Below are 22,172 nucleotides of genomic sequence, written 5' to 3'. Positions count from 1 at the left end.
CATTGGAATCCCAATTCCAATGGCGTTTTCGGTTAAACCTCTTTTTTTCTGTATCTTTGCTAATTTTAACTGAGTGCTGCGTTCATTTTCCTGCGGACGATTTTATAAATTTCCATGACCACTAAGAGTAGCAGGGTAAAGCCAAAAACCACCAACCATTCAAAAATTGAAATCGGTTCTATCTCAAGTGTTTGTTGCATAAAAGGAAGATGCATACTCAGAATATGAATCCCCTGAGCAGCTAAAACGCCCATCACCAATATGTAATTACGGCTAATTGGAACTTTAAATGCTGATGAAAATTCCGACCGACAATTAAAGACATGGACATTTTCCATCAATACCATTGATAGGAGCACGATATTTCGAGCCGCCATATGATCCCACCCCTGGAGAATGATCAGGTAATACCAGAACCCAAAAGCGATGGTTCCCATGGTAACGCCTGAAAGCACTGTTTGACTAATCATCTGGGGATTAAAAATCTTCTCATCGGTTTTTCGGGGTTTCCTTTTCATGGCTCCTGGCTCGCCATCTTCAAAAGCCAGAGCCACACCCTGGATACCGTTAGTAACCAGATTAAGCCAAAGTAGCTGAACCGCAATTAAGGGTAAGGGCATCCCGGTGAAGATCGCCGCTAGAAAAAGAGCAACTTCAGCCGCACCAGTTGAAATGAGCAGATAGATTACTTTGCGCACATTATCATAGGCGAAGCGCCCTTCTTCCACACCGGATACAATCGAAGCAAAATTGTTATCTGTTACAATCATCGAACTGATCTCTTTGGCAACATCCGTACCGGAGCCCATGGCAACCCCAATGTTTGCCCGTCTTAACGCCGGGGCATCGTTAACCCCGTCACCGGTAACGGCCACAAATTCGTTCTGGTTAATCAGAACTTCAACAATTTCCAATTTTTGTTTGGGTGAAACTCTGGCAAAGACATGGGTTGAATTAACCAGACTTTTAAATTCCGCATCAACCAAAGATCCTGCCTGACTTAATTTTTTCCCGGTTACCACTGCCTCATCGGGCTCGACAATCCCCACCTCATTGGCAATGGCCATTGCCGTTTTGGGGTGATCGCCGGTAACCATGATCACCTTTATTCCGGCTTGCTTACATTCGTCCACCGCATCAGCCACTTCTGGTCGTAACGGATCAATAAAGGCAACCAACCCCTGAAAAACCATTTCTGGCAAATCCTCATCTTCATACTGGTCCTTTTTTTCATATCCCGGGTGTTTGCCTCCCGCAACTCCCAATACCCGGTAACCCTGAGCAGCCAGCGCTTCAGCCTGTTTTTCAATCGTTGTCGGGTCGAGAGAAACCGTTTCATCCTGATTTGCCATTTGATCACAAAACTTTAGTATCTTTTCAACGGCACCTTTAACCGCAACAAAGGTTGTGCTTTCTTTCTCATAAAAGGCCGCTGAAAATTGCCGTTCCGATTCATAGGGAATCATCTCCAGCAGCCTGTTTTCAGACTTTACCGCTTCCGGTAATATCCCAAGCTTATAGCCCAGTGCCAAAAATGCCACATCCATGGCATCGCCGTGATGCGTCCAGGCACCACTTTCTTGTGTTAGGGTTCCTTCATTTGCCATGACAAAAGAAACCGCCAACTTTTCTAAACGTATCTGCTGCTGATCCGAGATCTGATTTTTCTGTTCGGTCTCAAGACTTCCTTCACCATTATAGCCCTGGCCTGAGATGTGAAACCCTTGTCCATCTGGCAAAAAAACCTGCCGTGCTGTTTGTTGATTAACCGTCAGTGTACCTGTTTTATCGGTGGCAATCACGGTACAGCTACCCAGACTTTCCACCGCTGGTAGTTTTCTGACAATGACGTTGCGTTTTGCCATTTTGGATGCCGCAATCGAAAGTGCCACTGTTAGTGCTACCGGAAGCCCTTCGGGAATCGCTGAAACCGCCAGGGCCAGCACTACAAAGAAGATGGCCGCAAAATCAAGCCCCTGCAGTCTTAGCAGAACAGCTAAAAAAACACTGATGAGTAAAACCACCACACTAATTTGTTTGGTGAATTTTTCCATCCGCGTGACCAGCGGCGGGCTTGCACTTTCAGACTCACTGAGTTGCTCGGCTATTTGACCAACTTCGGTGTTTGTCCCTGTTTCAACCACAATACCCGTTCCCCGGCCCGATGTAATTACGGCGCCGGCATAAGCCATATTCGTTCGTTCAGCGATGCCCATATTTTCGGACAACCGACCTACTTTTTTACTTGCTTCGATGGATTCGCCGGTTAGAAAACTTTCATCTGACGCGAGATTTTTAGCCTCCAGCAGGCGCAAATCCGCGGGTACCTTGTCTCCCGATGCCAGTAAAACAATATCTCCAGGAACAAGCTCCTCTGAATCAATTTCAACCTCTTTTCCGCCCCGCCTGAGGTTGGCCTTAATCTTAAGCAAATTCTGTAAACTGGCGGCGCTCTTCTCCGCATTGTACTCCTGGTAGGCACCTAAAACACTGTTTAGAATAATGACAATCAGAATAAAAATAGCATCCTTGGCATCGCCTAACGCCAGCGATAAAATTGCCGCCGCAATCAGGATAAAGATCAGCGGATTCTTAATTTGATGAAGCAGAATGGTCCAGATCGACGGCAACTTTTTCATCGGTAACGCATTCTTACCATAAGCGGACTGCCGACTGGCTGCTTCTCCAGGTTCAAGCCCGGCCGGATTACTCTCTAACGCTTTAAAAACAACCTTTTCTTCAAGAGCATGCCAATTTTTTCGGATAAAATTTTCTGTCTGCGACTGTTTTTTCTTTTGTTCTTGCATAAAGTACCCTCCAAATAAGACTATACTTACTTATTGGATACCCCAAATCGTTAAAATACAACATCTTTCTAGTTGAGTGGCTGAGTTTTCCTGCTTATCGTCGGCCGGTTAAATAATAAATAGCCATTTGGGTGCGGTGAGAAAGATTGCCCTTGTCCAGAATCACACTGATATAATTCTTAACAGTGCCTTCACTTAAGAAAAGTTTTTCGGCAATTTCCTTATTCGATAAGCCGTTGGCTACGGCTTCGATAATCCCCAGCTCTCTGACGGTAAACAAACTGCCGTCAAAACCGGTGCTGCATTTTGTTTCCGGTTCGGTAAATTTATCAAGCACCTGACTGTCAAGAAAATGAACCCCATGATAAACGGATTTAATGCTCTGTTTTAATTGTTCCGGAGTATGATTTTTGATCAGGTATCCGTCGGCCCCATTTTTCATCGCCTTTTCCACCAGCTCGCGATCATCAAAGGTGGTCAGAATCAGCACCTTTCCCAAACCTTTTGCAACAATCTCTTTGGTCGCGGCAATGCCGTCCATTTCCGGCATCTGGATGTCCATCAAAAAAACATCCGGTTTTTCTTTCTGGGCAAATTCCAGCGCCTCTCTGCCATTTTTAGCACAGCCAACGACTTGAAATTCGTCATCGACACCCAAGATGATGCCCATGCCGTCTCGTACAAAATCAGAGTCATCAACAATGATTACCTTTATTTTAGTCATGTCTGTCGCCTTTCTTAAGCGGAAGTTAATGGAAAAATCATATTGATCCGAAATCCGTTTTGACCATCAATATCAATCAGACCACTTACTTTCCGGGTGCGGTCTTTCATTCCCTGAATCCCCATTCCTTCGACAATTGTTTCGCAGCTTGTGCCATTATTATAAATACTGCAACGGACGATTTTGTTCATAACCACCAATTCGATGGCCAGTCTGGAGCATTTTGCATATTTAAGGGCATTGGAAACGGCTTCAATGGCATTATCCAGAATCACTTCCCAAATGTGATCGGGGATCTCTTTATCTTCCCCCTCTAGTCGCAAGATCGCCTGAATGCCATATTTTTCCCGACATTCTTCGCACAATCCCTGAAGCTGATGCAGGGCCACCTTTTTGTGCTCCGGTTTTTCCTTCCGCAAGATAAAGCGGATTTCATCCATGCTTTCTCTTAAGGTATCAATGACGGCCTGAATGATCCGACTGCTTTGTTCCGGTTTATTATGAATCAGCACCTTACTGGCTTCCAATTGATAAACGGAACCGTTAATGCTGTGCCCCAGCTTATCATGCAAGGCCTGATAAATTCCGGCCCGTTCGGTAAGGATTTGATTTTTATAATGCAGGCTGTTCTGTTCCAGTTTCTTTTTAAAGTGCAAGTCTTTGTCCGAAATGGAATCCTTTAGTTTAAACTCTTCCTGCTCATAATTTTCCAGCTTATCTTGATACCGCTTGATCAGCACATGATTCTGAAAATAAATAACACTAATAAAGATACTATAAATCATATAAACGGCTAAATCCGGGGGATGAAAAAGGACACCGGCAAAGACCATCAAGCCGACGACGAGGGGCAGTTTAAAATAAACCACCGTATCCAATACCACCACCGGAATTAAATAAAAACCGATGCTACTTTCCCTAAATAAAACGAAGATCCCTATCGCAAAGATTATTTCAGTAAGCAAGCAGCCGATTTTTTCCTTATCCAGCAACTCATAAAGGGTTGATACCACCACAAACAATCCCAGCCAAAACCCCTCCTGGCTGATCACTTGAAATGATTTCTCACCGTCAACAATCACATATGCCAGCATGACCGTCAGACAGCAAAATTTCATCATCGAGAAATAGTTATCCTTCATCTTTTCAAACATCTGTCTGACTTCCCATCCACCTTTACTTTACGAACATTCTATCACATTTTCGATTTTCACTTCAATGCAATTGTTTAATAATCCTTTTTTCCAACCATGATGCCAATCGAGGTGCCGGCCATAAGGATCAGCAGATAGCTGCCGACAATCAGCCCGTACATTGCATAAACCCCGGTTTCGCCAGTCATCAACATTTCTGAAGCGACGATCACCCACCGCTGGGGAATCAGCAGTGAGGCTTTTACCCACCATTGAGCCGCACTGGTGATAGGAAAGTACAAGCCGGCCATGATGTTTGACACAATCCAGATGGCAAAGACGGCGTAGGTCGCATTCATGGTATTCCCTACCAGGGTGCCAATGACCACTGAAAGGGTACTAATGCATAAGCCCAGACCAAAAACCAGAAACAAATAACTGGGAAAGGGGATGCCAAAATCAGTACTCACCAGTAGCGGCGTTGCCATGGCTAAAATAGTTGTCTGGATCCCGACCGTTAATAAGATCATGGCCATTTTTGACAAAACATAATTGAGAATACTGGCTTTTGATAGAAATATCCGGTTATAGACCTGATTGTTTCTTTCTCTAACGATAATATCGGCAATAAAGACTCCACAGAACAGAAAACCCATTGTCAGCACTGCAATTGAATAACCAATGCGGGTGCTTTGGTGGTTCTGCTGACTGGTTAATGTCAGGCTATTTCCGATTTCCACCGCCTCAATTTTTTTATTAAGCTTACTCTCTTTCAGTTCACTAAGCATCGCATCAAGGGCAGTCTTATCATAGCCGGTTGTTTCCGTCGCCTTCATGATAAAATTGAGATAGGTATTGACATTACTGTTTAACAAGGCATTTCGTCCGTCACTTTTAATCTCCAGAAGCGATAGCTTTCCGGTTCCCCCCGCTAACAGATCGGCTTCAAAATCCTTAGGAATATAGACCACCGCACCGATATTGCTCTTTCCGGCGCCATCAATACTTTCCTGTCTTGCCGTCGGCAGATCAACCACTTCCTGATTATAACGAAAAACTCGGAAAAGGCCTGAACCGGCCAGTTCCTGGGCCAGATAGTCTGATGTTTCGGTGTTGCTGTTATCATACAGCTTAACCATCAGTTTGGTATTCTCAATACTGGTAATGCTGTCCGCCCGATCTTCAATCGTTTGAACCATATACGAGGTGTCATCCTTCATTGACACTTCACCACCTAATTGCAACGAAAGCAGACCCGCCGATAAAATCGGCAGCAGCAGCACCAGTGCCAGATAGCCCTTATTTCGAAGCAACAGCTTCAGATTAGTTTTTACCATCGTAACAAAGCCGTTCATTCTATTCCTCCACTTTCCGGTTCATCAGCATACTGCCCAGTATTCCAAAAACTAAAATCAGACCAATCAGATAAATCAGACAGATCCCAACATAATCACTGTATCCTTTGGTGGAAAATTCCACCAGGGTCCGGTTGACATAATAAAGGGGCGATGCCTTCATTAGCGTAATCGAAAAGTCTTCATACATATACGGATCAAAGGAACCGCCAAATAATCCCAGTATCCAGGTCAGTGAAAAGCCCACGACCACACTAACAACCACCTTGTTGAATAACTGATAAAGAAAAACCCCAAAAGCGGCGGCTGCCATGGTAGAAAGCAGGATAATCCCTACTGAAGCCGGTAATGCGCCCCAATGCACCTGAAAGAGTAGCGCCGAAATTGTCCCGGCCACCGCCATGGCCATAAAGGTTACCAGAAAACAGGGCACAAATTTTGCCAGATATAACTGCGTCTTGCTCATCTGCGACACCCGCATCCGCTGCGGTATCGCATTTTTTCGTTCGCTGGCGATCACTGCGGCCAACGGAATAATCCCGCAGAAGCTCCAGAAGACGATGTAAATAATGCCATAATAATCGGTGGAGGTGGGCATTGGCTCGACTGAGAGCACTTCCCGGGACGCCCTTTCGCGATCTGTTTCCAGCAATTTTATATCGACAAGTCCTTTCTTCATCTGGGCGGTTACCAGGGCGGTATTGGCATCCACCTGATAAAAGAAATTGTCGAAAAGACTTTCTGAAACCAATGCCTCGGCTTTCTTCGCACTTGATTGATACACGATATAATCGTCATCCTGGATATCCACAAAAGCAGACACGGTTTCATTTTCAATCAGCTTTTTTATCTCACCTTCCGGATATTCAATTAGGGTTACATCATTCTTGGCACTTGCCTTTTTAAGTTCCGGCAGATAGGTTTGATACGGGCTATTCGCCGTGATCCGGTACCCTACTGTAAAGGGATCAATATCCCGGGCCGCTGCCATCATGTCCTTAAAGGCACTGGACAAAAGGGCAATGACAATGATCGGCATAATGATCATCAACAGCAGAAAGGACTTATTACGAAACATCAGTTTCATGTTATTTTTAATCAGTATCAGTGGCATATCACATCTCTCCCTCAGCATAATCGCGTAGCTTCTTGCCGGTCAAGGTTAGAAAAACCTCTTCCAGGCTCATTGTCGAGTCAGTTTCCGCTGTGACCAGTTCAGTTAGTTCTTTTTTGGTTCCCATGGCAATGATTTTGCCATTATCCATGATCGCAATCCGGGAACAGATTGCTTCGATTTCTTCCATATAGTGGCTGGTATAAATAATGGTGGCCCCCTGTTCATTGGCAACCTTTATCTTTTCTAAAATAAAATTTCGGGATTGGGGATCAATCCCCACCGTGGGTTCATCAAAAATCAACAGCTCCGGATGATGTCCGATGGCACAGGCAATGTTTAGTCGGCGTTTCATGCCGCCGGAAAAATTCTTACAAAAGACATTGCGTTTATCCTTTAATCCCACAAATTCCAAGGAATCATCAATTGCTTTTTTTAGTTCTTTACCCTTTACTCCATAAAGAGAGGTAAACAGCTCGACATTTTCCCAGGCTTTCAGATTGCCATGAATGGCCAGTTCCTGGGGAATGTAGCCGAGCCTTTCTTTAGCCGCCTTCATATCGGTTTGGACATCTTTTCCAAACAGCCTGATTTTACCGGCGGTTGGCTTCACTAACGAACAGATCATATTCATCGTCGTACTTTTACCAGCACCGTTTGGTCCCAGCAAGCCAAAAATCTCCCCCTGCCGAATTTCCAGTGAAACATGATCGACGACAGCCTTACCATCATATTTTTTTGTCAGGCCTTCCAGTTTTACAATTGCATCTCCCATAATTAATATCCTTTCTCTATCACACTTTTTATCTATCTCACGCCATAATCTGCCCGATTCTTTGATCACCACAGATTGTTCATGATTAAGATATCATTTTGGGAACGGCTTACATAGTGCAAAAAGAAATAAAAGGCTATGACTTTCGTCATAACCTAGATCCATTGCTCAGGATGATTCATGGCATCCTGAAATTTTCCAGAAACAAACCCAGTTGCTAGCATTAGCAACTGGGTAATAAACACCCCTTAATGATCTAAGGCCTTAAGAATGGCTTTGAATCGCGGTTCATCTTTAAAGAATGCGCTTTCTTCATCGCTTTCCAGTCCTCTTTTCAGCATCAATTTTGCCATGTCAAAATCCGATCCACGTGGCTCCCTAAACTTAATGTGGGTGTATAAATCCGATTTTCTGAAATCAGAAATGGTTTCAATTTTCGAAACCATTTGTTCTAAGATTTCCAGACTTTTCTCTGTTTCACGCCGTTCAATGGCAAGAAAAAGTTCTGTCGTATTTTCACTATAGGCTCCCAAATCAAACAATTGAACGACTTCTTTACCTAAATCGATATATCTTTTCGTTTTATTAAAGGCTTCTTCCTGGGATAGTAAGCGAATAATTAATTGGATAATGTTCCATAACTCATTGGCATTCTTTAATAACATCCGCTCATAAATTTCATAAGCTTTTTCGTTTTTACCCTGATTTTTAAAAAGCATCGCCTGAATAAGTTGTTTATCATAACCCGCTGGTGGAATACGATCGATCAGTTGCTGCGCTTTTTCAAATTCTTGCTTACTTGTATATTTTGACACCAATGAAGCCGCTGCCATGGACGCAATTTCTTGTTTCTCGCTTGTGGCTATTAATTCATACCAGAGCAAAATTTGCGCCTCATATCCATCCTGATTTTCCACGCCCTGAGTAAGAAAGCAATCTAAAATACTTGTAATCGAAAGAATGAGTCGATCACAAGTAGCATATTCTTTAATGAGATCTGCACCTCTTTCATACGCCTGCTGATAACCCGCATTTTGGGCCAACTCGGCTATTTCATTTGCCAGCAGGTCAATTTCTTTATCCGTTAATTCTTCGTTGAAGGACAATAATGTATCAATGTTAATTTTCAAAACCCGGGCAAGTGGTGATAATAAAGTAATATCTGGATATGATATTCCATTCTCCCACTTGTTTACCGCCGGAGCTGATACGCCCAGACAATTTGCGATCTGTTCCTGAGTAAGATTTGCTTCTTTTCGATACTTTCGTATTACTTTGTTTATTTTCATGTGTTGCTTCTCCCATCAGATAAATGCACTGGACCTTTGTTAACTAGCATAGCAAAAATTCCGGTTCCTCACAAGTGAAGCATTGTCATGATTCTTTTGGTATTATTAACCAACCGTTATGTTCAGCGAAAAGAAGCTGCAAAGGCAGATCTGCATGGAATAGCCAGAGGTTCTCTCACTGCTCTCAAACTTCCCAATAATTTCGTTTCGGGAAATAGTGAAGCTATCCATTTCCGCATTTGATGTAATCAGGGTCGTGTTTCCAATTTGATTCAGAAAATACGATCACCATCGGAAATCTTTAAAACCCGTGTCCTTTTTACTGCGCTGGATCATTTCTATTTACCACCGTTTGACCGCGGGCAATGTGATTTTTCGATTGATAAGTAAGCGCTGGCACCGGGCGGGAATCATAAACGGAATAGTTGGGCGTGGGTTTGACGGATAACTGCGTGAATTCAATGGGAAGCCCTGCCGAATAAAAAGAACTGATTCCATTCTGAAGGTGAAAGTGGAGATGAGGCTCGGAGCTGTTGCCCGAATTTCCACAATAGGCAATGATCTGTCCCCGCTTGACGGTGTCTCCGACTTTAACACCAATACTGCCTGGCTGCAAATGGGCCAAAAGACTGTATTCCGCTTTGGCATGACAAATCAAAAGGTAGTTACCACGGATATCACGGCCAGCACAATCGATCTGGCCGTTTCCGGCAACGCGACTGTCGGGTGAGTCGTTGCCGATTTCAACTACGTTCCCATCAGCAGGAGCTAAAATCGGTTTGCTATAGCAATAATAATTGCTGACGTTTTGATGATCGCCCTGAAAACTTTTACCGTTTTCGTCAAGGATCAGGAAGTCGTAAGCGTAACGTTGAGTCGGAACGCTCCAGGAATGAGAAAACGCTTTCTCAATGCCACCGTTAACCACCATCCAGTCGCCTGAAAACGGTAGGGAATATTTAATCGGGCTGACATAATTGTTAGGATTGGGAAGCCGCGAACGATAACGCAGTGGAATAATCAACATCCCCCCAAATTGTTTAATCGACTGAACAAATACCGGCAGATTATTAAATATTTCAACCAAACCAAACAGCCAGAACAACCAGAAAATATCAAAAATTTTGTCGTCAAAGAAAAGACCCGGCAATCCGAGCAATCCCAAAAATTTTAGTTTACCACACCAGTTAATCCATTGCTTCATCATTTCACCTCGTCACTAAAGATAAACAATTCTTCCACCGTGGTGACAAAAACCCTGGCAATATCCATTGCTAATTTAAGCGACGGATTATAGCGACCACGCTCCAGATTGACAATGGTTTCCCGCCGCACCCCCACCCGGGTTGCCAGCTCATCCTGGGTCAGATTGTACCGGGCCCGATACTCGCGTATTTTTGTAATCAGAGCCATCTTCATATTCCCCGCTGTTCTCTAATTTCAAACACCACTAGGGCAATAGTGAAGCAAGCTACCGAAACAATAAAAGTAGTCGCCAATGCGACACTTGGCGCTATAGAAACCGGTAACACGACGCGCAATGCAAAGACTAAACCAGTTGCAGCAACTCCTGTAAAAAATCCGATACTTGCGGCCTTCCTGACATTCTCCTGAAACAGCTCATCCGGGATTACAAAAAAATAACGAAGATAGTATAAGAAACCAAAGAAGCCCAGCAGACCACTATTATCAACAAATAACCCCAGTATGCCCAACAGTGAAAGTAGTGATAAAAATCCCAGTCGATTCAATTTCATCTTGCCTCCATGTGGTATATTTATAACATCATGTTAGAAATATACCACATCATTAGATTAATGTCAATAAACCTGATCGCATTTAAAACAGCTTTTGCAATCTGTCGTCTGCCCAAATAAAAAAAGGCCACAACTTTCGTCATAACCTGATCCATTGTTCGGGATGATTCATAGCAGTCTGAAATTTTTCCAGGAATAAGCTCACATGATAGCCATCAGCAACGGCATGGTGAACGGTGATCGAAAAGGGCATCATTTTTCGGCCGCTTTTTTCAAAGAATCTACCGGCCTGTAAAACGGGAAAATAATAATCCGCCTTGGCATAAGGTACCGGTGAGTAACTGCTAAACTGTGTCCACGGTAGCATCCCAACCATAAAGCTGTTGGGGGGTGGCAGTTCTGGTTTTGCCAGAATCCCGTGGTTTCCGGAGTATTGTTTCTGATCATTCATGTAGTTTTGATAAAAGCTTTCAAAATCCGGATCAAATTCTGTCCACATGTTCGACATCGTTTTGTCATCCTCGTGAAAACAGGCATAGGAGGGGTGTAAAACCTCATAATACTCCAGCTTATCCGCTGTTTTTGCAACTCGAAATTCCGACTGCGGGGGTGCGGACAAAAACCTGGACTTAGTATAATACCAGGAGGTACCACATGTTTTCCTATCAGGAAAACATTAAAGCTGTCAAATTGCTTATTCAATACGATATGAGTTACGCTACCGTAATCCGTGAGTTGGGCTATCCTTCCAAAAAAGCTCTTTGGAATTGGTACAATGAGTATTCTCAGAATGGAGATCTTCATCAGAATTTTATCAAGCAATCGAAATTTACTGATGAAGAGAAACAAAAGGCCGTTGACTATTATCGTGAGCATGGCAAATGTGTTTCACGGACAGTGAAAAAGCTTGGTTATCCTAGTCGCCCAATGCTGGATAAATGGATAACAGAACTTGCTCCAGACCAAAAAAGGTATTGCCGTTCCGGTGGTGCTGTTGTAAAATATACGCGTGATCAAAAAGAACAGGCTGTCATTTCCCTATGTTCCCGTAGCAAACCTGCTAAAGAAGTTGCTGCTGAGTATGGAACAACAAGAGAAAATCTCTATAACTGGAAACGACTGTTTTTGAAAGAAGGATGCGTTCAGTCAATGAAAAAGCCCATAAAGAAAATCATTCAATCCCAAAATGTTCAATCTCATGAAACTGAGGTGTCAGAGCTTCATGAAAAAAAAGATGAGCTTTCGTCACAGGTTGCGGAACTTCAGAAGGAAGTTCATCGCCTGAAGATTGAGCGCGATATTTATGAAAAAGCTGCTGAACTCATAAAAAAAGACAAGGGCATTAATCTTCAAACGCTTACGAACCGTGAGAAGGCCACAATTATTAATGCCCTGCGAGAATCCCATCAATTAAATATGCTTCTCAACATAATGGTTATGGCTAAAAGTAGCTACTGTTACCAGGTACTCGCTATCAATACCGATAAATATGCTGATTTAAGAACAAAGGTGAAAGGCACCTTCGAAGAATCATCCAGTAGGTATGGTTCCCGCAGAATTCATTCGGTTATAAAATCAGCCGGAGCTACCATATCAGAGAAGGTTATTCGCCGAATAATGAAAGAGGAAGACCTTATTGTTCCGAATATCAAACGCAAGAAATACAGCTCGTATAAAGGCGAAATCACCCCTGCGGTTGAAAATGTCATTAACCGCGATTTCAAGGCTGATAAGCCCAACAATAAATGGCTGACAGATATAACCGAATTTCATATCCCCGCCGGAAAAATATACTTATCTCCAATCATTGATTGCTTTGATGGTCTTCCGGTAAGCTGGACCATCGGTACATCACCAAATGCAGAACTTGTAAATATAATGCTTGATGAAGCTATTTCCCAGCTTAGAGAAGACGAAAAACCCATCGTTCATTCTGATCGTGGTTGTCACTATCGTTGGCCAGGCTGGCTTGAACGTATTGAAAAAGCTGAGCTTACAAGGTCAATGTCAAAGAAAGGCTGCTCGCCAGATAATTCAGCATGTGAAGGATTTTTTGGCAGACTAAAAAACGAGATGTTTTATGGCTGCTCATGGACTGGTGTAACGATAGACCAATTCATTGATCAGCTTGATGCATACATTCAGTGGTACGGTGAAAAGCGGATTAAGCTATCACTCGGGGGAATGAGCCCATTAAACTATAGAAAAAGTCTGGGGTTGGTCGCTTAGTCGGTCCAACAAAACGTCCGCACCCCCCTGCTCGGTTATCAGTTTTGCCGTCAGATAAAGATAGGCAGGAAAAAACTTTTTGCCCGCTGCTTTAATCTTCTGATGGGCCTTAGTGATATCGATCTCTATATTCAGGTTAAATCCGGTGGGCAGCATTTCGGTAAAATAATAAAAGTATTGTCTTCGATCCCAGTTTTCAAAGTCAATGGGATGTAATTGTGTGTTCATTTTTTAGTTTTTCCTTATCCTTCCATATTTCAAACAGTATCGCAACGTCATCACTAAACTCCCGCTCGGTCTGGGTTTCACCTTTTTCGATTTCTTCGAGGACAACAAAGGAAAATGATTTGCCGCCATACTGTTTCCATTCCCTAAGCATCGCGGGTTCAGGGCATGAATCGATTGCAACCGCAAACCCAAGCCGGTTTTTTTGACCCGCCATATCCTTGGTCGATTTTATCCAGATCCGGTCATTGCCATTGCATTTGATGCCATAAATCCCCCCGACAACGGTTCTGTTTTTATAGTTATCTTTTAATTCTTTTTTTGATCGTGTTTCCATCTATCTAATTCCCCTTATGTAACTCTGTTTATTTTGCCTACAATACCCATAGACCATCTCTACTACAATAATAGTACAGTTTACTGCCATACTTCTTCCCCAGCTTTCCACCGCTCATTGCCGGTAGCCGTACCGCCGCCATTTGCTCGGGATACAGTTTGATAAACAAACTTCGATCCGCCGACACATAAGCCACAAAAGAAAGAAAATGGTCTTTACTCATTTCATGGTCAAAGGTAATGTAGTATTCGCCATCGTCATCTTCTACCATAGCACTATGTTTTTCATCGGCCGGTTTGGCCACCAGTGGGGCCAGTTTTCGTCCACAACAGGAAAGCTGTGCATCGCCAGTCGTGCTGATCACATTTCCGCAGTTTGGACAAACATAAAATTTTATTCGTTTCAAATTTCCTGTTTCCATATCATTTAGTTCCAGATCTCCTAAAAGTATTTTTTCAATATTCACCTCAAATAGTTCCGACAGCTCTCCCAGCAGGGATACATCCGGACAACCCATACCACGTTCCCATTTGGAGATGGTTTTATCACTGATGTGCATCTGATCGGCAACCTGCTTTTGGGTCATTTCTTTTTCTTTTCGCAACGCCTTTAGTAGGATGCCTACCTTCGTGCAATCCATAGTCTTACCTCCATATGAACTATAATAGTTGATAACGAAAATTTATTCAATCAACGCTCCGTAGAGTTTCAACAGATTATGCTGTTGCGATCACTAGCTTTGCTCTGAAAAAATTCACGATTATTTCAATGATCGTTTTCGATATAACGAAAACGATCCTACTAAATCGCATTTGTTTTCGTTATATCGTAATCTATTCTTATACTTAATCCCGGCCTTAAATCTCACCAATCTCATAATTCCCCTTGTAAATATTCCCCAGCCCGCCGTCGATGGAGATGGGATCGCCGGATTTGAAGCGATGCCCATTGATGGTACATTCTTTGGTCGAATCATTAACTTCCAGGCCCTTGCATTTAACAATACAGACCTTACCGATGCTGGCGGCTGCCACTGCGGCATGGGAGGTGACCCCGCCCTTGGCCGTAATCAGGCCGTCACAGACAAAGATGAGCGGAATATCATCGGGCACCGTATCCGGCCGCACCAGAATAATTTTTGCCTCAGGCGTGTTTCGTTTTAAACCCTCCATATCTGCCATATCAAAGGCCAGGAGTCCTGACAACACGGCGCTGCTCATGCCAATGCCGTGACCGACCAGCTCCATTTCGTTGGGTGCTGGCAAAAAGCTGAAAAAGGAGGTTTGTTTTTTCAGGTTCTGATTCCTAGTCTGCAGGATATATAAATCTTCCGGGTTATCGGATTCAAAAGTGAATTCTATTTCCTGATGAACAAAGCCATATTCTTCAATCAGCCGTCCGGCATATCGAATCAGGGCATTATATATTTGGGGAAATCCCGACTCCAGTGACAAGCTGCTATCGCGATAATCCCGTTTTCTTTGCGACTCACTGATGGGCAAGGTATTGACCAGCCCGGAAACCACATCTTCGCCCTGACTGCAGAGGGCAAAATCGCCATAGAGATTAATCCCGGCACATCCGTTAAAAGGACTGCTGGTAAAAACTACCCCGGTGCCGGAGCGGGCCGAGCGGTTCCCCAACACCATTTTCTGAACCACCACGGCCGTGCCCCAGTCGTTAGCAATCTGCAGATGATCGCGATAGTAAACCGCACTTTGGGAAAACCAGGAGTCCAAAACCGAGCGAATCGCCTGTTTTAGCTGTTGAAACAGGTTGCTTTCGATTTCAATGCCATAGTCATTTAAAACCATTTTGTAGCCGTAAGCGATGGCTTTCATCTGGTCGGGACTAAAATTGATTTTAAGCGCCACATCCCATTGTTGTTTGTGTTCCAACATCACCCGGTCAAAAACATCCCGATCAATGCCATAAGCCATCCCCCAACTCTGGAGAAAGCGCCGGTAACAATCCCAGGCTGTCCAACCAAAACCTTCCTGTTTGCTTAAAGCTTCGGCAATTTCATCATTCATACCGACGTTTAAAAACGTTTTCATCGCACCCGGCAAAGAAATCGACGAACCCGAGCGGATCGAGAAGAATAAGGGGTTGTCAGCGTTGCCAAAAGACTGTCCCGTGATTTCCTCAATAACCGCAATATGCTTTGCAATGCGCAAATCCATATCACGCATCATATCCGGATGGCCTTCAATCGTTTCCTTATGCCGAAACACTTCGGTAGTAATCACAAATCCTGGCGGCACATGAAATCCGTAGGTAATCAGTTTTTTTAGAAAATAAGCCTTGGCTCCCAGAAAAACCGGGTTGTCTATTTCTGCGGTGGTTTGGGTCAGCAGACTAAAGCTAATATCGGGGTCATAGGTCATCATGCTTTCAATAAAGGTGCTCGAATAGTTTTTCATCATGCTTCTAAGCCCGTTGATGGTGTCAGTGATAAAGTTATCTAAATCCTGAACCAGAAAAGCCGTGGACAGATTATCGCGCAAGAATTTCTCCGATTCCATATGATAAAACTTACGGTTGTCTCCTGCCATTTCCACCTGTTTTGAGGCAAGAATCTGGGGAATAATAACCTTCATCGGGATTTCAAAGAGATCAAAAAAGTATTCACTGATCATTTGTTTGATATCATTAGCCATGAACTGAAAAATATTGACGTACTGATGAATCGAAAAGCTGGGCGAGGCCAGCCCAAATTTAAGCATATCCAGATGGGAGTTAAACCCTTGATTGTAAATGCCATCAAGCTCCAGCCCATCCTTAAACAGCAGCAGGATCTGATAAATCTGACGAAATGTTTTTGCGGTAATGTATTCTGCATTAAAAGGCTGGGTGACCTGAGTCATCAGCTTGGCCACGGTTTTTTCGAGCCGATACATCAGACCCAGAGCGTCAAATTTGGGTTCCACATATTCGCCGTACATCGAGGGAATATCCGCCGCGATGTGCCGCTTGTAATAAATATTTTCAGTGGCTTCACTGGGATGAGGGTCCTGTATAATCAATTTAAGATGGTTCATGTGTTTATAAAACTGCCGAATCGATGCTTCCTTATCATCTTTTTTAAGGCTTTGTTTTAGTTCGGTCAAATCTCCGGTCAGGTGGGGGCTGTAACCTCTGAGCATCGCTAGAACATCGTCAAATTCGAAGGAGTATTTTTCCAACAGTAAAAAATAAGCTCTGAGAAGATAAAGCACCCGTTTGACATCGAGCGATAGATCCGATCCAAACCTGTGCAACACCTCCCGAATCACGTCAATATCCAGACGGAATAGCTCAGGCGGGGTTACTTTCAGTTCCTGGCAAAGTCGGATCATCGTTTCGTGAGGTCGGATAAACCACTTACTGTCCTGATCGAGACCTTCATAGATTTCCTGGGGAATCATCTCTTGTAACGGTTCCTTATTGCCATCATACCAGTAGGTGATGATTTTCCGGGCCAGATCGATATGGGTATTATTGCTTTCAATATGAATCTGTTTGCGCATAAAATGGATCAGCCGGTCTTTACGACGGGAGGCCTCGTCAATGGCGGTTGTCACATCCCGAAGCTCACCCTCAGCCCCAATTTCCCGAAAATAGACCGGAAAGATACGCGCCAATTGTTTGATTTCCCGATAAACCGGCGTGATTTCACCGTTTAGCAGCCGGGTGATATCCCGCTGAAAAAGATCGGTGTCGGAAATAAAGATCCCACCAAGCTTGAGATTGACAATAAGGGCCGCCAACAGCTCCCGCATGGCCCGGGGATTTTCTTCAATTAATTCCAGCCATACCCGAATGTTTTTGACGTGATTGGAATCGATCAGAATCTGCCAATCGGTATTGAGACTCAATTTCCCCGGGTAGTTAAAACCCATCTTAATCAGCGCTTTAGTGAAGTAATCAATATTGGCAGTGTCTCCGGTGGCAATGATTTCTTTGCCCAGGGTGAGAATACAATCCAGTACGGTGCCGCCATGCTCCGCACTAAGTTCTTTAAACTCGTCCATGATGGTATTGATAAAATCGATGATATCGTTAGAATCCAGTTCATCAAAGATGTTGCGCAGATTCCGGTTGATATCATAGATCAGATGGTCGTTGAGGGTAGCCATCCCGGGCAAATGCAGCAGATAATACAAATAGTAAATCGTTTCCAGATGGGTCGGGAATTTTTCTGAGAAGCTGCGAAAATAATTAGCGATGTCATTAAAAAAAGGCTGCTGCTGAAGTTCCTGCCAATCGGTGGCTTGTTGGCGCTTCGTTCTGAGCTCCTCAAAAAAAGCATGACCGATGGCCTCGATGTCGTCCGCTTGCAAATGGGGAAAGAGTTTTTGCCGGGAAGCAAACCATACATCAGCCTGGGAGCTTTGATCCCAGTAATCAATGCACTGATCGAGCAAGTTTGTGGTGATCTCTACCAGCGTTGCGCTAAATTCGGGTTCCGCCGCTACCTTGTTTAAATGTATTTTAAATATACCGGAATTTTTAACATAAAGAAGTTCGTGCGCCGTCATGTCCGCTTTAAGGACCTCGATGCACAAAGAAATTATTGTTTTGGGATAATCATCAAGATTGGCCAGACGATCCATAAAGCGGATTAATACCTGACTGAGTAAGACCCGTTGGCTGTCTTTTAGTTTGGAACGCAGCACTGAGCGGATCATCTCCACCAGTACCGTGAAAGCCTTTTCGGATTCTTCCAGCTCGTAGTAGAGCCAGAGATCGCCAAGACAAATGGTCTGCAGCGACTCAATGACATAGCGATTGTTGCGATACTTATGATTGAGCTCAACCAAAAATTCCTGGGTGCGCTTATGAATCCCCCAGTACTCTTTTGATAACTCGCCGAACCATAGCTGAATCTCCGGGATCTCAGTGACACTTTCCCGGGTCTGATTAAGATTGGCCTCTAAAGCCTTGGAAGAAAACACGTTCGCCATTTTTCTATCCCCCTGATTACAATCGATTTAGTTAAATAATTATCTTCACCCTATTTCGGCCCGCCTCATTGGTAACGGTAACGGATTTGGCATATGTATTAATAATCGCCAGTGATAGTTCGTTTTCCTCTGCCTTTTCCAGTTCATAGGCATCCCCTTCAAAGCTGGCCTTAATGGTGATCTCACCGTTTAAATCTGAATACTCCACCAAAAGTGCAACGCTGGCCTTGGGAAACGCCCGCAGCAGGATCGCGAGGACCAGCTCCTCACAAACCAGTTGGACATTCATAATCTGACGATCGGTAAACATCTGCTTTTTAAGGAAGGTTTCGATTCTGGCATTAAGTTCATAGAGATCAAAGCCGCTGCCCGCGGCGATATATTCAAAGGATGAAATTTTCCGGATAAACGCCCGAGTCTTGGCCTTCTTGGGATGATCAAAAATTTCTGCTGGTGTTCCATCTTCGTAAATTCCCTTTTCGTCCATATAAAACACCCGGCTGGAAACATCGCGGGCAAACTTCATCTCATGGGTTACGATCATCATCGTCATCCCGCTTGACGCCAGTTTACGGATAACCCCCAGTACTTCACTGACCATCGTGGGATCCAGGGCTGATGTGGGTTCATCAAACAAAACAATCTCCGGTTTCATCGCCAGAGTTCTGGCAATCGCCGCCCGCTGTTTCTGGCCACCGGATAATTCGTCAGGGAAGGCCAGGGCTTTTGACCGCAGCCCGACCATTTCCAGATAAGCCAGCCCTTCATCATAGGCTTGTTGCCGGGGCATTTTTAATAAATTAACCGGCCCCAGCATCAGGTTTTCAATAATCATCAGATGGGAAAAGAGGTTGAAAGACTGAAACACCATTCCCATTTTCTGGCGCAGTCCTGAGACATCGGCATTTTTAGCCAGGATGTTCTGGCCATCAATGACGATCTCGCCACTAGTCGGGGTTTCCAGCAAATTGATGCAGCGCAAAAAGGTTGACTTGCCGCAGCCTGATGGCCCGATGATCGAAATCACTTCGCCTTCTTTTATCTCGGTGCTGATGCCCTTAAGCACCGCCAATTCTCCAAAGTTTTTGGACAAACCATTAATTGTTATCATTCTGCCACCTCCGCTACACTCACTTCCGGATCGATAATCGCTTTGACCACCCGTTTCCGGCGTTTAGGATCAATCGAAACTTCAATTTTTCCCAGCACGATAATAAACAGGTAGGTGATCACAAAATAAATAAAAGCGGTCACAAAGAGCGGGAAAAAAGCATCAAAGGTTCGGCTCCTGATAATATCTGTCATCTTGGTCAAATCTTGAATAGCAATATAGCCGACGACCGAGGTCATTTTTACCATACTGATAAATTCGCCCTTAAAAATCGGCAGAATGTGACGCAGTGCCTGGGGTAAGGTGACCTTAAAAAAGCTGGATACCCTGGTAAATCCCAACGCGTAGGCCGCCTCCAGTTGACCCTTGTCGGTGGCATCAATGGCAGTCCTGAATATCTCGGCCGAATAGGCGGCAAAGTTAATCGAGAAACCCACCACAGCGATGAGAATCGGGGCAATATCCACTGACGCAAACAAAATGTAATACAGGATCATCAGGGTTAAGACAATTGGCACCCCCTGTATCAGCCGGATATAAACAATCGCCAGCCCGGATACAATCTTTACCCGGGACTTGCGCATCGCACAGACTACTGCTCCCAGAACGCTGCCAAACAATAGTGACAACATCGAAATAACAATGGTTGTCCACAACCCCTGCAAAATCAGCTTATAGCGATCTTCGACAACAAATGTTTTATTAAAGCTATCCTGAAGCGAGGTAAAAAAACCGGTCAAGAATGAACCCGCAGTAGCGGTACTGTCGGTGGAGACTTTATTTTTAACGAGGGCCACGGCACGATCTGATTTAAGCGGTGTCAGGAATCGGATCGACGCTGCCCGTTCCGGTGTATAGGCCAGGTAGAAAGCCAGGTCAATCTTGCCCGCGGTAATGCTGGGGATAATGGCTGAAAAATCCATCGTCTTAACGTCTAAACTCATTCCCAGTTTGGCCGCCAGGATTCTGGCCAGATCGACTTCCAGACCCACCAGCTCATTGTCTTTATAATAAGAATAAGGATAATCATCACCGAGAACGCCAGCGACCAAGGTACCCTTTTCGCCGGTCAAGGTAACCGGTGTCAGCACCTTTTGGGCCTCATCACTGCCCATCCATTTTTTTGTCAAGGCATCCAATGAACCATCGGTGATCATGCTTTTCACCACCGCATCCAGCTTGTCCCCAAGCTCGGTGTTTGTTTTGCTCATCCCAATCGATGCCGAGTTATCCGCATATGGGGGTAAGGCCAGCAGGTCAGGATTCTGTTCGATAATTTCAGCCACCTTGGATTCACTCGTTAGCATCGCATCAATCCGATCCGCTTTCAGGGCTTCTGTCATCGCTGAAAAATCGTTAAATTCATATTCCATGGAATCATACAATGGGCGAAAATTATCAATGTGCACCATGCCGGTAATAAAGCCCACCCGTTTGCCATTAAGCTCATCATTGGTGGCAATGGTGCTGTTTTCCGCTTCTATATTTCCCGAAAACATGCTTTTTCGTACCATCACGCTGTTGTGAAGCACCACATAGGCATCACTGTAAAGGACTTCCTGTCCCCGTTCGTCGGTTTTAAAAAAGTCAGAGATAATAATATCGCCTTTGCCGCTTTGCAGCGCCGGGATCATCGCGGCATAATCCATGGTAATGATTTCATAATCAAAGTTGGCGTAATTGGCGAAGCGCTCGATAAACTCAATATCGTAACCGGTGAGCTCGCCATTTTCGTAGTAATTCATCGGTTCGGTCATGCCGTTAGTAATAATTGTCAGCTTCTTTTCCGGGTTCTGGGGTTTGGGAATATCGGGCATCACGCCACCAATGTTCTCAATCCAGCGGGTCACCATTTCGTCGGCAGTTCCATCCTGATGAATCCGTTTAATAAAAGCATTAACCTGGTCATTAAGCCCCGTATCACTCAACCTGACCACAGCAGCGATTTCAATATTGCCCAGTTCCTCGGGCAGCTTGACCAGATCGGGATTGCTGAGCAGAATACGATCAACCCCCGAGCTGTCATAAATGACCGCCGTGGCCTTGCCACTTTTAAGCGCCGCCACGCCATCAATAAACTGGGTGAAGTACGAGATTTCGGCATTGGGCATAAACTCTTTCGCCACTTCTTCTGGTGGCGTTCCTTCCGGAACGCCGATGATATAGCCGGCCTGGTTTAAATCACTGGTACTGTCAATTTTCGCTTCATCCGCGGCTGAACAACCACCGAACAATACAATTATAAACCCTAGCATTAAGGCCAAAAGCTTCTGTCTATTGGGCATTATCCCCTCCTCAATTCTATCCTCTTTTGCCGCTAACACTGGTGCATCGGGATCAAACCCCTTCGCTATAATCTTTTTATAATCA

17 protein-coding genes and 1 pseudogene are annotated in these 22,172 nt (G+C 44.3%); 1 reads left to right on the top strand and 17 read right to left on the bottom strand.

Annotated features, from left to right (window positions below):
* Positions 1-65 precede the first annotated feature (65 nt).
* From U2P91_RS03325 to U2P91_RS03275, 11 genes are all read right to left on the bottom strand, one after another.
* Complete coding sequence (locus U2P91_RS03325; protein WP_111888734.1) at positions 66-2,807, bottom strand: cation-translocating P-type ATPase; 2,742 nt, start codon at positions 2,805-2,807, stop codon at positions 66-68.
* Positions 2,808-2,901: 94 nt separating this feature from the next.
* Positions 2,902-3,531: a response regulator gene (locus U2P91_RS03320; RefSeq protein WP_111888733.1), complete on the bottom strand. Its 630-nt coding sequence runs from the start codon at positions 3,529-3,531 to the stop codon at positions 2,902-2,904.
* A 14-nt stretch (positions 3,532-3,545) separates the two neighbouring features.
* Complete coding sequence (locus U2P91_RS03315) at positions 3,546-4,685, bottom strand: sensor histidine kinase (RefSeq protein ID WP_111888732.1); 1,140 nt, start codon at positions 4,683-4,685, stop codon at positions 3,546-3,548.
* 74 nt (positions 4,686-4,759) lie between these two features.
* Positions 4,760-6,019 carry an ABC transporter permease gene (locus U2P91_RS03310; RefSeq protein WP_111888731.1) on the bottom strand — a complete coding sequence of 420 codons (1,260 nt, stop codon included), beginning with the start codon at positions 6,017-6,019 and terminating at the stop codon, positions 4,760-4,762.
* Between the two features lies 1 nt (position 6,020).
* Entirely contained in the window at positions 6,021-7,133 is a 1,113-nt protein-coding gene (locus tag U2P91_RS03305) for an ABC transporter permease (RefSeq protein ID WP_162624520.1), read from the bottom strand.
* A gap of 1 nt (position 7,134) precedes the next feature.
* Positions 7,135-7,908 carry an ABC transporter ATP-binding protein gene (locus U2P91_RS03300; RefSeq protein ID WP_111888729.1) on the bottom strand — a complete coding sequence of 258 codons (774 nt, stop codon included), beginning with the start codon at positions 7,906-7,908 and terminating at the stop codon, positions 7,135-7,137.
* A 248-nt stretch (positions 7,909-8,156) separates the two neighbouring features.
* Positions 8,157-9,197 carry a helix-turn-helix domain-containing protein gene (locus U2P91_RS03295; RefSeq protein WP_111888728.1) on the bottom strand — a complete coding sequence of 347 codons (1,041 nt, stop codon included), beginning with the start codon at positions 9,195-9,197 and terminating at the stop codon, positions 8,157-8,159.
* Positions 9,198-9,516: 319 nt separating this feature from the next.
* Entirely contained in the window at positions 9,517-10,404 is an 888-nt protein-coding gene (locus U2P91_RS03290) for a M23 family metallopeptidase (protein ID WP_242988510.1), read from the bottom strand.
* Entirely contained in the window at positions 10,401-10,610 is a 210-nt protein-coding gene (locus tag U2P91_RS03285) for a helix-turn-helix transcriptional regulator (RefSeq protein ID WP_111889773.1), read from the bottom strand. Before U2P91_RS03285 ends, U2P91_RS03290 begins: the two co-directional genes overlap by 4 nt.
* A gap of 2 nt (positions 10,611-10,612) precedes the next feature.
* A complete protein-coding gene (locus U2P91_RS03280) occupies positions 10,613-10,954 on the bottom strand; it encodes a DUF3796 domain-containing protein (protein WP_111888726.1) in 342 nt (113 codons plus the stop codon).
* A gap of 139 nt (positions 10,955-11,093) precedes the next feature.
* Positions 11,094-11,573, bottom strand: a complete 480-nt coding sequence (locus U2P91_RS03275; RefSeq protein ID WP_111888725.1) for a CatA-like O-acetyltransferase — start codon at positions 11,571-11,573, stop codon at positions 11,094-11,096.
* A 35-nt stretch (positions 11,574-11,608) separates the two neighbouring features.
* On the opposite strand from U2P91_RS03275, the gene U2P91_RS03270 reads away from it, so the two are divergent.
* Positions 11,609-13,183, top strand: a complete 1,575-nt coding sequence (locus U2P91_RS03270; protein WP_111888724.1) for an IS3 family transposase — start codon at positions 11,609-11,611, stop codon at positions 13,181-13,183.
* Here U2P91_RS03270 and U2P91_RS03265 read toward each other — a convergent pair.
* The 6 genes and pseudogenes from U2P91_RS03265 to U2P91_RS03240 form a co-directional block, all read right to left on the bottom strand.
* Entirely contained in the window at positions 13,148-13,411 is a 264-nt protein-coding gene (locus U2P91_RS03265; protein ID WP_111888723.1) for a CatA-like O-acetyltransferase, read from the bottom strand. The two genes, U2P91_RS03270 and U2P91_RS03265, sit on opposite strands and share 36 nt — an antisense overlap.
* On the bottom strand, positions 13,386-13,745 hold the full coding sequence (locus U2P91_RS03260) for a GIY-YIG nuclease family protein (protein ID WP_111888722.1): 360 nt from the start codon (positions 13,743-13,745) through the stop codon (positions 13,386-13,388). Before U2P91_RS03260 ends, U2P91_RS03265 begins: the two co-directional genes overlap by 26 nt.
* Before the next feature lie 37 nt (positions 13,746-13,782).
* Entirely contained in the window at positions 13,783-14,385 is a 603-nt protein-coding gene (locus U2P91_RS03255; RefSeq protein WP_111888721.1) for a helix-turn-helix domain-containing protein, read from the bottom strand.
* Positions 14,386-14,602: 217 nt separating this feature from the next.
* A complete protein-coding gene (locus U2P91_RS03250) occupies positions 14,603-18,691 on the bottom strand; it encodes a PEP/pyruvate-binding domain-containing protein (protein WP_111888720.1) in 4,089 nt (1,362 codons plus the stop codon).
* Positions 18,692-19,085: 394 nt separating this feature from the next.
* Positions 19,086-19,802 (bottom strand): annotated as a pseudogene (locus U2P91_RS03245) (amino acid ABC transporter ATP-binding protein); the annotation flags it as partial.
* Positions 19,799-22,087: an ABC transporter permease subunit gene (locus tag U2P91_RS03240; RefSeq protein WP_162624519.1), complete on the bottom strand. Its 2,289-nt coding sequence runs from the start codon at positions 22,085-22,087 to the stop codon at positions 19,799-19,801. The pseudogene U2P91_RS03245 and the gene U2P91_RS03240, both read right to left, overlap by 4 nt.
* Positions 22,088-22,172 lie beyond the last annotated feature (85 nt).

The organism is Acetobacterium sp. K1/6 (assembly GCF_034438075.1).
GTDB lineage: Bacteria > Bacillota > Clostridia > Eubacteriales > Eubacteriaceae > Acetobacterium > Acetobacterium carbinolicum.
This window is presented reverse-complemented; position numbering and strand designations above follow the sequence as displayed.